Source organism: Pseudomonas sp. Pse1 (assembly GCF_024519635.1).
GTDB lineage: Bacteria > Pseudomonadota > Gammaproteobacteria > Pseudomonadales > Pseudomonadaceae > Aquipseudomonas.
The window spans coordinates 181,790-195,093 of the sequence record NZ_JALJRO010000002.1; the positions used below are offsets into that span (position 1 = coordinate 181,790).

Here is a 13,304-nt window from a genome sequence, read left to right on the forward strand (position 1 = left end):
ATCGTTTTTATCCTTTTGTGCAATTGCCTGCAAGCGCCGAAAATCATCGGCTCCCACCCCTTCATGGAAGACGAGCGTGATGATCATGCAGCATCCAGCACGTACCGAACTGCGAGCCATCATGCGGCTGGCGGGGCCGTTGATTGCCTCGCAGTTGGCGCACATGCTGATGGTCCTCACAGACACCCTGATGATGGCCAAAATCAGCCCCGAAGCGCTGGCAGGGGGTGGTCTGGGCGCAGCGAGTTACTCGTTCGTGTCGATTTTCTGTATCGGCGTGATTGCCGCTGTCGGCACCCTGGTATCAATCCGTCACGGTGCGGGTGACATCATCGGTGCCGCACGGCTGACCCAGGCCGGGATCTGGCTGGCGTGCCTGATGGCCGTGGTGGCAGGCCTGCTGCTGTGGAACCTCAAGCCGGTGTTGTTGCTGTTCGGGCAAACCGAAAGCAACGTCACCATGGCCGGCCAGTTCCTGACGATCCTGCCATTCGCCCTGCCCGGTTACCTGACGTTCATGGCATTGCGCGGCTTCACCAGCGCCATTGGCCGGGCAGCTCCGGTGATGGTGATCAGCGTGATCGGCACCGTGGCCAACTTTGTACTGAACTACGCGCTGATAACCGGGATGTTCGGCCTGCCGAAAATGGGCTTGGTGGGCATCGGCCTGGTCACCGCTATCGTTGCCAGCTGCATGGCGTTGGGCCTGGCTTGGCACATTCATCGGCATCCGGCGTACGCGGCCTATCCGTTGCGCAAGGGCCTGTCACGGCTCAATGGCCAGTACCTGCGCGAGCTGTGGCGCCTGGGCCTGCCTATTGGCGGCACTTATGCGGTGGAGGTCGGCCTGTTCGCCTTCGCAGCCTTGTGCATGGGCACCATGGGCAGTACCCAGCTCGGCGCCCATCAGATCGCCCTGCAAATTGTTTCGGTGGCATTCATGGTGCCCGCAGGCATGTCTTATGCGATCACCATGCGCATCGGCCAGCACTATGGCGCAGGGCAATTGCTCGACGCGCGCCTGGCCGGGCGGGTCGGCATTGGCTTTGGCGCGTTGCTGATGCTGGGTTTCGCCATGGTGTTCTGGCTGCTGCCGAATCAACTGGTGGGCTTGTTCCTCGATCACGACGACCCGGCGTTTGCCCAAGTGATCGCCCTGGCAGTGAGCCTTCTTGCGGTGGCCGCATGGTTCGAGCTGTTCGATGGCGTACAAACCATCGCCATGGGCTGCATCCGCGGGCTGAAGGACGCCAAGACCACCTTTCTCGTGGGTCTGGGTTGCTACTGGCTGATTGGTGCACCGGCGGCCTGGTGGATGGCGTTTCATCTCGCCTGGGGGCCTACCGGCGTCTGGTGGGGGCTGGCGCTGGGCCTGGCCTGCGCGGCTGTCAGCCTGACCCTGGCATTCGAGTGGAAGATGCAACGGATGATCCGCCAGGAGCCGTCAGTCCAGGCCGGTTTCAGGATGACTCAGGCGGACTAGACCCGTTCGACCAGCGCCTGCTGGCTGCTGCCGAACGTCAAATACTCCACCAGTTCCGCGAGTGGCAACGGTTTGCTGATCAGGTAACCCTGTACCTGATCGCAACCGAACCCGCGCAGCAAGGCGAGCTGCTCCGGGGTTTCCACACCTTCGGCGACCACCTGCAGATGAAGGTTATGCGCCAGGTTGATCATCGCATGCACCAACTTGCGGTTTTCTTCACGCAACTCCATGCCGCCGACAAAACTCTTGTCGATCTTCAACAGGGCGATCGGCAGGCTGTTGAGGTGCACGAACGAAGAAAATCCGGTGCCGAAGTCGTCGAGGGAAAAACGCACCCCCAGCCGCCCCAGGGCATCCATGGTCTGCTGCACCAGGTCACTGCGGCGCATCACAGCGGTTTCAGTGAGTTCGAACTCCAGCCATTGCGCATCGACTCCACGCTCGGCAATCAGCCGGCTCAAGGTCGACAACAGTTGGCTGTCCTGGAACTGGCGGAACGACAGGTTCACCGCCATGTGCAACGGCGGCAGGCCACGTTCGCGCAGCGCCTGCATGTCGCGCAATGCCCGGGAGATCACCCAGTAACCCAGCGGCACGATCAGCCCGCTCTGCTCGGCCAGCGGCACGAACTCACTGGGTGGTAGCAGGCCGCGCTCGGCATGCCGCCAACGCACCAGGGCCTCCAGGCCGACAATTTGTCCGTCGTGCAGGTCCAGGCGCGGCTGGTAGTGCAGTTCCAGTTCATCCCGACGCAAGGCGCGGCGCAACTCGCTTTCCAAATCGGCCATGCTGCGGGCGTTGCGATTGATCCGCTCGTTGAAAATATGAAAGGTGCAACCCTGGGTGCTCTTCGCCTGCTGCATGGCTATGTGCGCATGCCACATCAGTGGGTCGGCGCCGGCCTGGGCCCGCGCATGGGCGATGCCCAGGCTGGCGCCGAGCAGCAGGCTCTCGCCGTCCACCCAATAAGGTTCGGACAGCACTTCCGTGATGCGTTCGGCCATCCACTCGGCCCGCTGCGGCGCGCGCCGGGTATCGATCAACAAGGCAAATTCGTCGCTGCCCAAGCGTGCCAACTGATCGCCGGCCTCCAGTTGGCTCTTGAGCCGCGAGACGACTTGCAGAATCAGGCGATCGCCGGCCTGATGGCCGAGGGCATCGTTGGCGTACCGGAAGTTATCGAGGTCAAGGTGCCCAAGCGCCAGGCCACGCCCTTCGTTTTCCGCCAGGCGTGCGGCCAGCAACGTCTGAAAGCCCTGGCGATTGGCGATGCCGGTAAGCGGGTCCTGTTCGGCCAGGCGTTGCAAGGTGTTTTCCAGCAGCCCGCGCTCACGCACATGACGCAGGCAACGGCGCAGGACATTGCTGTCGAGGAGATCGCTAACCAGCCAGTCGCTGACACCGTCGGGCGTCGCAACAGGTTCCTGTTCGAGCAACAGGACAGTGGGCAGATTGCACCGACCCGGCTCCGGTTGCAGGGAAGGAACGGTCAGCAGTACCGCGCTGCGGTTGTCGGTAAACAGACTGCTCACCGACTCCCAGGTCGGCGCACTGATCAATACAGCCGAGCTCCCCATGGGGGCCAGACACTCGCGCAACAACGCCGCCCATGCAGGCTCTTCAGCCAGCAGCAGCAAGCGCAAGGGTTCGACAGGCGTAGACAAGCTAGCTCCCTAGACTCTGCAAAGAGGGTGGCAACTGGAATATGACGCGCGTTGGAGCAATGGCCAATGCCAACGAATACCAAACGTACGTAGCGCTTCGGATCGAACATTAGCCGCAAATCCAGCACGCATCCTGCGCGAAAGTAACAAAACCGGCAAATTTAGATCGAGTGCTACGTCACAAGTCGGAGAGAGGCGGCAGAATCCTTGCTTCCTGTTAAAATGCCCGCCCTTTTCGCCAATGACTCCTTTTTAACCTCATGTCCCGACTCAATCCCCGGCAGCAAGAAGCCGTGAGCTACGTCGGCGGCCCTCTTTTGGTGCTCGCCGGTGCTGGCTCCGGCAAGACCAGCGTGATCACCCGCAAGATTGCCCACCTGATCCAGAACTGTGGCATCCGCGCCCAGTACATTGTCGCCATGACCTTTACCAACAAGGCCGCACGCGAAATGAAGGAGCGGGTGGGCACGCTGCTCAAGGGTGGCGAAGGCCGCGGCCTGACTGTGTGTACCTTCCACAATCTGGGCCTGAACATCATCCGCAAGGAGCATGTGCGCCTGGGCTACAAGCCCGGTTTCTCGATTTTCGACGAGACCGACGTCAAGGCCCTGATGACCGACATCATGCAGAAGGAATATTCGGGCGACGATGGCGTCGACGAAATCAAGAACATGATCGGCGCCTGGAAAAACGACCTGATCCTGCCGCCCGAAGCCCTGGAAAATGCGCGCAATCCCAAAGAGCAGACTGCCGCCATCGTCTACACCCACTACCAGCGCACGCTCAAGGCGTTCAACGCGGTGGATTTCGACGACCTGATCCTGCTGCCGGTGAAGCTGTTCCAGGAACACGCCGACATTCTCGAAAAGTGGCAGAACAAGGTCCGCTACCTGCTGGTGGACGAATACCAGGACACCAACGCTAGCCAGTACTTGCTGGTGAAGTTGCTGATCGGCAAGCGCAACCAGTTCACCGTGGTGGGTGACGACGATCAGTCGATCTACGCCTGGCGTGGCGCACGCCCGGAAAACCTGATGCTGCTCAAGGAGGACTATCCGTCCTTGAAAGTGGTGATGCTGGAGCAAAACTATCGCTCTACCAGCCGCATCCTGCGCTGCGCCAACGTGCTGATTTCGAACAACCCCCACGAGTTTGAAAAACAATTGTGGAGCGAGATGGGCCATGGCGACGAGATCCGCGTTATTCGCTGCCGCAACGAAGACGCCGAGGCCGAGCGCGTGGCCGTGGAAATCCTCAGCCTGCACCTGCGTACCGACCGCCCCTACAGCGATTTCGCGATTCTCTACCGGGGCAACTACCAGGCCAAACTGATCGAGCTGAAGCTGCAGCATCACCAAGTGCCGTACCGTCTTTCCGGTGGCAACAGCTTTTTCGGACGCCAGGAGGTCAAGGACCTGATGGCCTACTTCCGGCTGATCGTGAACCCGGATGACGACAACGCCTTCCTGCGGGTGATCAACGTCCCACGCCGCGAGATCGGTTCGACGACCCTGGAAAAGCTCGGTAACTACGCCACCGAACGCAAGATCTCGATGTATGCCGCCACCGATGAAATCGGCCTCGGTGAGCATCTGGACAACCGCTTCACTGATCGGCTGTCACGCTTCAAGCGCTTCATGGACAGGGTCCGCGAGCAATGCGCCGGCGAAGACCCGATCTCGGCCCTGCGCAGCATGGTCATGGACATCGACTACGAGAACTGGCTGCGCACCAACAGCTCCAGCGACAAGGCCGCCGATTACCGGATGAGCAACGTCTGGTTCCTGATCGAGGCGTTGAAGAACACTCTGGAGAAGGACGAAGACGGCGAAATGACCGTCGAGGATGCGATTGGCAAGCTGGTGTTGCGCGACATGCTCGAACGTCAGCAGGAAGAAGAGGACGGCGCCGAAGGCGTGCAGATGATGACCCTGCATGCGTCCAAGGGACTGGAGTTTCCCTACGTGTTCATCATGGGCATGGAAGAGGAAATCCTCCCGCACCGTTCCAGCATCGAAGCCGATACCATCGAAGAAGAACGGCGCCTGGCCTACGTCGGCATTACCCGTGCGCGTCAGACCCTGGCCTTCACCTTTGCCGCCAAGCGCAAGCAGTACGGCGAAATCATCGATTGCTCGCCGAGCCGGTTCCTCGATGAGCTGCCGCCGGACGACTTGGCCTGGGAAGGCAACGACGACACACCGACTGAAGTCAAAGCCGTGCGCGGCAATAGCGCACTGGCAGATATACGCGCGATGTTAAAGCGCTAGAATCGACTACTTTTTAATCTACTTTCGGCGCCCGTTGCGCCAACCGAGGAAGCTGTTGTGGAAGCACTGCACAAGAAAATTCGCGAAGAAGGCATCGTGCTTTCCGACCAGGTCCTGAAAGTCGACGCCTTTCTGAACCACCAGATCGACCCGGCCCTGATGAAGCTGATCGGCGACGAGTTCGCTACGCTGTTCAAGGATTCGGGGATCACCAAGATCGTCACCATCGAAGCCTCGGGTATCGCCCCGGCGATCATGACTGGTCTGAACCTCGGCGTGCCGGTGATTTTCGCCCGCAAGCAACAGTCCCTGACCCTGACGGAAAACCTGCTGTCGGCCACTGTTTACTCGTTCACCAAGAAAGTCGAAAGCACCGTGGCGATCTCCCCGCGCCACCTGACCAGCAGCGACCGCGTGCTGGTCATCGATGACTTCCTGGCCAACGGCAAGGCATCCCAGGCACTGATCTCGATCATCAAGCAAGCTGGTGCCACCGTCGCCGGCCTGGGCATCGTGATCGAGAAGTCGTTCCAGGGTGGCCGCGCCGAACTGGATGCACAGGGTTATCGCGTCGAATCGCTGGCCCGGGTCAAGTCCCTGGAAGGCGGGGTTGTGACCTTCATCGACTGACACTGCTATCCCCTGTAGGAGCTGTGGCTTTCAAGCCGGTGAGCAACAATCGCTGATACAGCTCCTCTTTCAGCCCCTGCGGGCTGGTCAGTTGCATCCGCTCCAGGTGCAGCGGGTATTCACCAGGCTCCGGCGCGTCCAGCGCAGCCTTGCCCAATTGCACGATCTCGGTGAGTTTGAATTTGCTTTTCAGCCAGTTCAGCGCCCGCAATAAATCCCGCTCCTCAGCCGAAAAATCGCTGCCCAGCGGATACTCCGCAAACAATCGCGAATGCCGTGCGGCAATTGCCTGCAAGCGCTGCGGACTGTTGTCAGTGAATCGCGGCTCAAGACTGAAATCCATGGGCAGCTTGCCGGCCTTCTGCGCCTGCTCGATCAAGCCTGGCTGGAAACGCGAGTCGCTGATGTTGAGCAGCGCTTCAATGACCTTGGCGTCGGTCTTGCCGCGCAGGTCGGCGATGCCGTACTCGGTAATCACGATGTCGCGCAGGTGGCGTGGGATCGTGCAATGGCCGTACTGCCAGACGATGTTGGAACTGACCTCGCCGCCGGATTCGCGGTAGCTGCGCAGGATCAGGATCGAGCGCGCGCCTTCAAGGGCGTGGCCTTGGGCAACGAAATTGTATTGCCCGCCTACTCCGCTGAGCACTCGTCCATCTTCCAGCTGGTCGGCCACCCCGGCACCCAATAAGGTCATGGTGAAGGCGCTGTTGATGAAGCGCGCATCGCGACGCTGAAGACGCTTGAGTTCCTCCTGACCGTACAGTTCGTTGATGAAACTGATAGCGGTCATGTTGAATTCGGCGCGCTTGCTGTGGGGCAGCTCGCTCAGGCGCTGGTAGAAACTCCGCGGGCCGAGAAAGAACCCACCGTGGATCGACACACCACCCTGGCTGTTCACCTCATCCAACGTCCCAGCGTTGGCTTGATGTTGCAGCTCCACGCTGGGGTAGACCTTGCGCCGCACAATACCAGCGTCGGCCAGCGCCAGCAGGCCGTTGACGAACATTTCGCTGCAGCCGTAAAGGCCCTGGGCGAAAGGCTCGATGCCGCCTTCTCGGCTGATCAGTGGCGCCCAGTAATGGGCGTCGAGATCCGTCAACAAGGCACGATAGGTCTCGTTATCCGCCTGGCGCGCCAGCAAGGCGGCGGTCAGTGCATCGCCCATGGAGCCGATGCCGATCTGCAAGGTGCCGCCGTCACGCACCAGGGTGCTGGCATGCAGGCCAATAAAATGGTCCTGAAAACCCACGGGCATGTTGGGCGTGGAAAACAGTGTGCTGCCCTCCTCCTCATTGATCAGCCACTCGAATGCGCTGCGTTCGACTTCCGAATCGCCAGGCATATACGGCAGATCGCTGTGCACCTGGCCGAGCAGCAGGATGGTTTCGCCCGCTGCTCGGCGCTTGGCGATCATCGGCAGCAGGTCGAGGGTGATATCCGGGTTGCAGCTCAGGCTCAGACGTTCCGGTTGTTGCGGATCATGGGCAACCAGTTGCGCAATCAGGTTCAGGCCTGCTGCATTGATGTCCCGGGCAGCGTGGCTGTAGTTACTGCTGACGTAGTCTTGCTGCGCCGCCGCACTGTGCAGCAGGCTGCCGGGCTGCAGGAAAAATTGCTGAATACGGATATTCGGCGCCAGGCTGTCTTTGTGCAGGTCGGCGAGGTAGTCCAGCTCCGGGTAGTCACCAAATACCCGCTCGACGAAGGGCTCGAGGAAGCGCCGCTGCAAGCCATCGCCCAAAGACGGGCGCCCGAGGCTCAGGGCGGTGTAGATCGTCAGCTGGCGCTCGGGCAACTGCGCAATGCGCTGGTAGAGCGCGTTGACGAAACGGTTGGGTTTACCCAGCCCCAGGGGCATTCCCAGGTGAATGTGTGCGGGTAACCGCGCGAGCACATCTTCCACTGCCTGTTCGATTGAAACCGACTGCACCATCAGAGCCTCCCGACCTGTCCATGAGTTGCGGTCACTGGAGCTTGCCGTCTCCTGCTCGTCATGACCAGCCTTGCGGGTCAAATCTCAGTCACAAAAAAACCGCTCGCAAGCGGCTTTTTCGCTGAAGATGGGCGCTTATTTCAAGCCAGACATCTTCTGGATTGCACCTTTGAGGTCGTCATCGGAGCAATCGGCGCATGTGCCTTTAGGTGGCATCGCGTTAATACCGGTGATGGCCTTGGCCAGGATGCCGTCAAGGCCGCCCTGGTGATCGGCGCGCTCTTTCCAGGCTGCGGTGTCACCGATTTTCGGTGCGCCCAACAGGCCGCTGCCGTGGCAAGCGTTGCAATGTTTGGCAATGATCTCGTCAGGGGTTTTCGCCCCACCGCCGCCTGCCGAAGCAGCGACTTCCATCCCCTTGCACTCTTGACCTTGTACACAGACCTGGCCGACGGGTTCAAGGCGTTTGGCAATATCGTCGTTGGTTGCAGCTTGAGCGCTGGCTGCCCATAGGGCCAATACGGTTGCTGGTGCGGCCAGCATTTTCATAATTAGATTCACGCGTACACCCTCAATGGTGGCTAGTCACGCCCACGGCCACGGTTTCGCGGGCGGGCGCAAGTATAACGGTTAGCCCGCCAGTCTGAAACAACCCTAAAGTCCTAGGGGTATTAAGACCTGGCGAAAAACAGCTTGGGCGCCTCACAAAACCTCGGCTGACGCCTCTTTTCCTAGAAATTCGCCGGTGTAGCTGCGCTGATTAGTCGCGCCGGAGCATCAAAGGGATTACGAAATCGATGGGGCTTGGTGCTTTCAAAGTAGTAGCTGTCACCGGCTTCGAGGATAAATGTCTCAAGGCCGACCACCAATTCCAGGCGACCCTCCAGCAAAATCCCGGTTTCCTCGCCGTCATGGGTGAGCATCTCTTCACCGGTATCGGCACCCGGCGGATAGATTTCACTAAGAAACGCGATGGCCCGGCTCGGATGCGCCCTGCCCACCAGTTTCATGGTCACGGCACCATCGGAGATATCAATCAGCTCATTGGCTTTATAGACGATCTGCGTCGGGTTTTCCTGGAGGATCTCCTCGGAAAAGAACTCGACCATGGACATGGGGATGCCGCCAAGCACCTTCCTCAGCGAACTGATGGAGGGGCTGACGCTGTTTTTCTCGATCATCGAAATGGTGCTGTTAGTCACGCCCGCACGTTTGGCGAGTTCGCGCTGGGACAGACCTTTCAGTTTACGGATCGATTGCAGTCGTTCGCCGACGTCCAATGCATTAGCCTCCCAGGATTCAGGTTATGTAGATAGTGAGCGTTATCATGGCGACAGCGTTCAGTATTTACAACACTTGAGCCCGAGTCCTGTTCGGCTTATCGATCGCAGCGTTGCCGCCTGCCCCGTCAGCCCTCTGAATAGAGGCGCGGCACCCGACGCAGGTTGCAGAAGATCTGATAAGGAATGGTGCCCGCAGCCATTGCTACATCGCTGGCGAGGATGTTTTTGCCCCACAACTCGACGGTCGAGCCAAGACCGGCCTGCGGCACGTCGGTCAGATCGATGCACAGCATGTCCATCGAAACCCGGCCCAGCAACTGACTGCGCTGGCCGGCGACCAGTACCGGCGTGCCGGTAGGTGCCTGACGCGGATAGCCATCGGCATAGCCCATGGCGACCACACCAATGCGCATCGGCTTTGGCGTAATGAACCTGGCGCCGTAACCCACAGGCTCGCCGGCTGGCAGCTCGCGCACGCTGATCACTTTCGATTCCAGGGTCATCACCGGTTGCAAGCGCGCCGCCAGGGCGTTGGCTTCTTCAAACGGGGTCGCACCATACAGCATGATCCCCGGACGCACCCAGTCGCTGGGCACCTGTGGCCAACCCAGCAGCGCCGGCGAGTTGCGCAGGCTAACTTGGGCTGACAGCCCTTGGCGCGCCGCCTCGAACACCGCCACTTGCTCGCTGGCGCTGCTGCTGTTGAGTTCATCAGCGCGGGCGAAGTGGCTCATCAGGACAATTTTGGCCACCTTGCCACTGGCCAGCAGCCGTTGGTACGCCGCCTGATAATCCGCCGGGTGCAGGCCAACGCGGTGCATGCCCGAGTCGAGCTTGAGCCAGACGGTGATCGGCTTGCCCAACGTTGCTTGCTCAATCGCCTCGAGTTGCCAAAGGGCGTGCACCACACACCATAGGTCGTGCTCGACGATCAACGCCAACTCATCGGCCTCAAAGAAACCTTCCAGCAGCAGAATCGGTGCGCGAATGCCGGCAGCGCGCAGCTCCAGGGCCTCTTCGATGCACGCCACGGCGAAACCATCGGCCTCGGCTTCCAGAGCCTGGGCACAGCGCACGGCACCATGGCCGTAGGCGTCGGCCTTGATCACGGCGAGCGCGCGAGCCCCCGAGCTTTCACGAGCCAGTTGGTAGTTGTGACGCAGGGCTTGAAGATCAATCAGGGCGCGAGCAGGACGCATGGCGGCAGGCTTCCAGGCGGTGGACGGGGAATAAAAAACCGGCGCTGGCTGGCAGCGTGAATCGCCATGAGCGCCGGGAGAGGGAGTATTTAAGGCAGAGCAGCCACGATCGAGATTTCGACCAGGATTTCCGGCTCACAGAGCTTGGCTTCAACCGTCGCCCGGGCCGGGGCAACGCCGTGTGGCAGCCAGCTGTCCCAGATACTGTTCATGCCTTCGAAGTCGGCATCAATGTCTTTCAGGTAGATGGTTGCCGACAGCAGGCGGGTTTTGTCGGTACCCGCCAGATCCAGCAAACGCTCGATGTTGGCGAGGGTTTCACGAGTCTGCTGCGCAACTCCGGCACTCATGTCGTCGCCGACCTGGCCCGCCAGATAGACGGTACCGCTGTGGACGACGATCTGGCTCAAACGCTCATTGGTGAGCTGGCGCTGGATTGACATGTTTTGCAGCCTCCTGGTTGCTGTTGCTGTAACGAGAAATATCGAGGCCTTCGGCGCTGATTTGCGGAGTCTTCTTCGCCATCAGATCTGCCAGCAGGCGGCCGGAGCCGCAGGCCATGGTCCAACCCAGTGTGCCGTGACCGGTGTTCAGGAACAGGTTCTTGAACGGCGTCGCACCGACGATGGGCGTGCCATCCGGGGTGGTCGGACGCAGGCCGGTCCAGAAGCTCGCCTGGGCCAAGTCACCGCCCTGAGGATAGAGATCGTTGACGATCATCTCCAGCGTTTCGCGTCGACGCGGATTCAGCGACAGGTCAAAACCGGCGATTTCAGCCATGCCGCCGACCCGAATGCGGTTATCGAAACGGGTGATCGCGACCTTGTAGGTCTCGTCGAGAATGGTCGAGGTCGGAGCCATGGCCGGATTGGTGATCGGCACTGTCAGCGAGTAACCCTTGAGCGGATACACCGGGGCCTTGATGCCCAGCGGCTTGAGCAACTGCGGCGAGTAGCTGCCAAGGGCCAGGACATAACGGTCGGCGGTTTCCAGCTTGCCGTCGATCATCACGCCATTGATTCGGTCACCGGCGTAATCCAGGCGTTGGATATCCTGGCCGAAGCGGAATTCGACACCCAGTTTGACTGCCATTTCAGCGAGGCGTGTGGTGAAGATCTGACAGTCGCCTGTCTGGTCGTTCGGCAGGCGCAGGGCACCGGCGAGGATGTCAGTGACGCTGGCCAGGGCTGGTTCGACGCGGGCAATGCCGGCGCGGTCTAGCAGCTCAAAAGGAACGCCTGACTCCTTGAGTACGGCGATGTCCTTGGCGGCGCCATCGAGTTGCGCCTGAGTGCGGAACAGCTGGGTAGTACCCAGGCTGCGGCCTTCGTAGGCAATCCCGGTTTCGGCGCGCAGTTCGTCGAGGCAGTCACGGCTGTACTCGGACAGGCGGACCATGCGCTCCTTGTTCACCGCATAACGATTGGCGGTGCAGTTGCGCAGCATCTGCGCCATCCACAGGTATTGGTCGATGTCGGCAGTGGCCTTGATCGCCAGCGGTGCGTGGCGCTGCAGCAGCCATTTGATGGCTTTGAGCGGTACGCCTGGTGCAGCCCAGGGCGACGCATACCCAGGCGATACCTGGCCGGCGTTGGCGAAACTGGTTTCCATGGCAGCGGCTGGCTGACGGTCGACCACCGTCACTTCAAAGCCGGCCCGAGCCAAATAGTAGGCACTGGCGGTACCGATGACGCCGCTACCCAAGACCAGAACGCGCATTTTTTATCCCTCATCGCGGCATGCCGCTGACGTGTGTTGTGTACGAGCATTGATGGGCGCAGTGTAAAAAACATTTGCCAGTGCTTTTCACTATATAAACGCCTATATTTGGCGACAATTCTCGGCAAAATCCCTTTTCACGGAGGCGCATCCCCTATGCGTACCAACACCCAGACCAAACGTGAGCTGGATAAGATCGACCGCAACATCCTGCGGATCCTGCAAGCGGACGGACGGATTTCGTTCACCGAACTGGGGGAAAAGGTCGGTTTATCGACCACGCCCTGCACCGAGCGAGTGCGGCGCCTGGAGCGCGAGGGGATCATCATGGGCTACAACGCCCGGCTCAACCCGCAACACCTCAAGGGCAGCCTGCTGGTGTTCGTCGAGATCAGCCTCGACTACAAATCCGGCGACACCTTTGAAGAGTTCCGACGCGCCGTACTGAAATTGCCCCATGTATTGGAATGTCACCTGGTGTCCGGCGACTTCGATTACCTGGTAAAGGCGCGGATTTCCGAGATGGCCTCGTACCGCAAATTGCTGGGCGACATCCTGCTCAAGCTGCCTCACGTGCGTGAGTCCAAGAGCTATATCGTGATGGAAGAAGTAAAGGAAAGCCTGAACCTGCCGATCCCGGATTGATCCGAATCGCTAAACCAGAACCTGCCGTGTGCTGGCCATATAGGCGTGAATCTGTTTCTCGACCCGCGGGTGAATCAGCTCCACAGGGCCACGGCCGTTGGGGCATGGCAGGCTCGGTGTAGTACCGAACAGACGACAGATCAGCGGGCGTTCGTCATACACAGTGCAGCCTTCAGGACCCAGGTGCACGCAGTTGAGTTCGTCCATGGCGGCGTCCTGCTCGGCGCGGGTCTTGCGCGGCAGTCGCGACATTTCTTCCGGAGAAGTGGTCACCGGGCCGCAGCAATCATGGCAGCCGGGCACACACTCGAATGAGGGAATCTGCTGACGCAGTGTGCGGACGGTCTGGCGGTTGCAGCTCATCGAAACGAATACCGAAATAGGACAGGCCGGAATTTTGCCTTAAATACACGACACCATACAGCCGCAACCGACCAATGTTGCCCAGGCTGAAAGGTCCGGCTTATGCTCC

At 60.2% G+C, this 13,304-nt stretch carries 12 protein-coding genes; 4 read left to right on the plus strand and 8 right to left on the minus strand.

The window, feature by feature from the left end; all coding sequences use genetic code 11:
- Nucleotides 1–85 precede the first annotated feature (85 nt).
- Nucleotides 86–1,483, plus strand: a complete 1,398-nt coding sequence (locus NR126_RS03535; protein WP_105753729.1) for a NorM family multidrug efflux MATE transporter — start codon at nucleotides 86–88, stop codon at nucleotides 1,481–1,483.
- On the opposite strand, the gene NR126_RS03540 is transcribed toward NR126_RS03535, so the two are convergent.
- Entirely contained in the window at nucleotides 1,480–3,150 is a 1,671-nt protein-coding gene (locus NR126_RS03540; RefSeq protein WP_027616840.1) for a bifunctional diguanylate cyclase/phosphodiesterase, read from the minus strand. The genes NR126_RS03535 and NR126_RS03540 overlap by 4 nt on opposite strands.
- A 260-nt stretch (nucleotides 3,151–3,410) precedes the next feature.
- Between NR126_RS03540 and rep the strand changes: the two genes are divergently transcribed.
- On the plus strand, nucleotides 3,411–5,420 hold the full coding sequence (gene rep, locus NR126_RS03545) for a DNA helicase Rep (protein ID WP_105753728.1): 2,010 nt from the start codon (nucleotides 3,411–3,413) through the stop codon (nucleotides 5,418–5,420).
- A gap of 57 nt (nucleotides 5,421–5,477) precedes the next feature.
- On the plus strand, nucleotides 5,478–6,050 hold the full coding sequence (locus NR126_RS03550; RefSeq protein WP_027616838.1) for a xanthine phosphoribosyltransferase: 573 nt from the start codon (nucleotides 5,478–5,480) through the stop codon (nucleotides 6,048–6,050).
- Here the strand turns inward: NR126_RS03550 and NR126_RS03555 are convergent.
- The 6 genes from NR126_RS03555 to dadA all read right to left on the minus strand — a co-directional run bounded on the left by NR126_RS03555 (nucleotide 6,040) and on the right by dadA (nucleotide 12,187).
- On the minus strand, nucleotides 6,040–7,986 hold the full coding sequence (locus NR126_RS03555; protein ID WP_256829682.1) for an acetyl-CoA hydrolase/transferase C-terminal domain-containing protein: 1,947 nt from the start codon (nucleotides 7,984–7,986) through the stop codon (nucleotides 6,040–6,042). The two genes, NR126_RS03550 and NR126_RS03555, sit on opposite strands and share 11 nt — an antisense overlap.
- 135 nt (nucleotides 7,987–8,121) lie before the next feature.
- Nucleotides 8,122–8,535: a cytochrome c5 family protein gene (locus NR126_RS03560; protein WP_033865970.1), complete on the minus strand. Its 414-nt coding sequence runs from the start codon at nucleotides 8,533–8,535 to the stop codon at nucleotides 8,122–8,124.
- A 182-nt stretch (nucleotides 8,536–8,717) separates the two neighbouring features.
- Entirely contained in the window at nucleotides 8,718–9,266 is a 549-nt protein-coding gene (locus NR126_RS03565; protein ID WP_027616835.1) for a cupin domain-containing protein, read from the minus strand.
- A 128-nt stretch (nucleotides 9,267–9,394) separates the two neighbouring features.
- On the minus strand, nucleotides 9,395–10,468 hold the full coding sequence (gene alr, locus NR126_RS03570) for an alanine racemase (protein WP_027616834.1): 1,074 nt from the start codon (nucleotides 10,466–10,468) through the stop codon (nucleotides 9,395–9,397).
- 89 nt (nucleotides 10,469–10,557) lie between these two features.
- The gene (locus tag NR126_RS03575; protein ID WP_027616833.1) at nucleotides 10,558–10,911 is read right to left on the minus strand and encodes a RidA family protein; all 354 of its coding nucleotides are present in this window, start codon (nucleotides 10,909–10,911) and stop codon (nucleotides 10,558–10,560) included.
- Nucleotides 10,883–12,187, minus strand: a complete 1,305-nt coding sequence (gene dadA / locus NR126_RS03580) for a D-amino acid dehydrogenase (RefSeq protein WP_027616832.1) — start codon at nucleotides 12,185–12,187, stop codon at nucleotides 10,883–10,885. Before dadA ends, NR126_RS03575 begins: the two co-directional genes overlap by 29 nt.
- Nucleotides 12,188–12,343: 156 nt before the next feature.
- On the opposite strand from dadA, the gene NR126_RS03585 reads away from it, so the two are divergent.
- Nucleotides 12,344–12,832, plus strand: a complete 489-nt coding sequence (locus NR126_RS03585; RefSeq protein WP_003206849.1) for an Lrp/AsnC ligand binding domain-containing protein — start codon at nucleotides 12,344–12,346, stop codon at nucleotides 12,830–12,832.
- 9 nt (nucleotides 12,833–12,841) lie between these two features.
- Here the strand turns inward: NR126_RS03585 and NR126_RS03590 are convergent, their stop codons facing one another.
- Nucleotides 12,842–13,195, minus strand: a complete 354-nt coding sequence (locus tag NR126_RS03590) for a YkgJ family cysteine cluster protein (protein ID WP_256829684.1) — start codon at nucleotides 13,193–13,195, stop codon at nucleotides 12,842–12,844.
- Nucleotides 13,196–13,304 lie beyond the last annotated feature (109 nt).

Coding starts and splice junctions, on each gene's coding strand:
- NR126_RS03555 (WP_256829682.1), bottom strand. CDS start 7,986: ATGGTGCAGTCGGTTTCAATCGAACAGGCAGTGGAAGATGTGCTCGCG.
- NR126_RS03560 (WP_033865970.1), bottom strand. CDS start 8,535: ATGAAAATGCTGGCCGCACCAGCAACCGTATTGGCCCTATGGGCAGCC.
- NR126_RS03575 (WP_027616833.1), bottom strand. CDS start 10,911: ATGTCAATCCAGCGCCAGCTCACCAATGAGCGTTTGAGCCAGATCGTC.
- NR126_RS03585 (WP_003206849.1), top strand. CDS start 12,344: ATGCGTACCAACACCCAGACCAAACGTGAGCTGGATAAGATCGACCGC.
- dadA (WP_027616832.1), bottom strand. CDS start 12,187: ATGCGCGTTCTGGTCTTGGGTAGCGGCGTCATCGGTACCGCCAGTGCC.
- NR126_RS03535 (WP_105753729.1), top strand. CDS start 86: ATGCAGCATCCAGCACGTACCGAACTGCGAGCCATCATGCGGCTGGCG.
- alr (WP_027616834.1), bottom strand. CDS start 10,468: ATGCGTCCTGCTCGCGCCCTGATTGATCTTCAAGCCCTGCGTCACAAC.
- NR126_RS03590 (WP_256829684.1), bottom strand. CDS start 13,195: ATGAGCTGCAACCGCCAGACCGTCCGCACACTGCGTCAGCAGATTCCC.
- rep (WP_105753728.1), top strand. CDS start 3,411: ATGTCCCGACTCAATCCCCGGCAGCAAGAAGCCGTGAGCTACGTCGGC.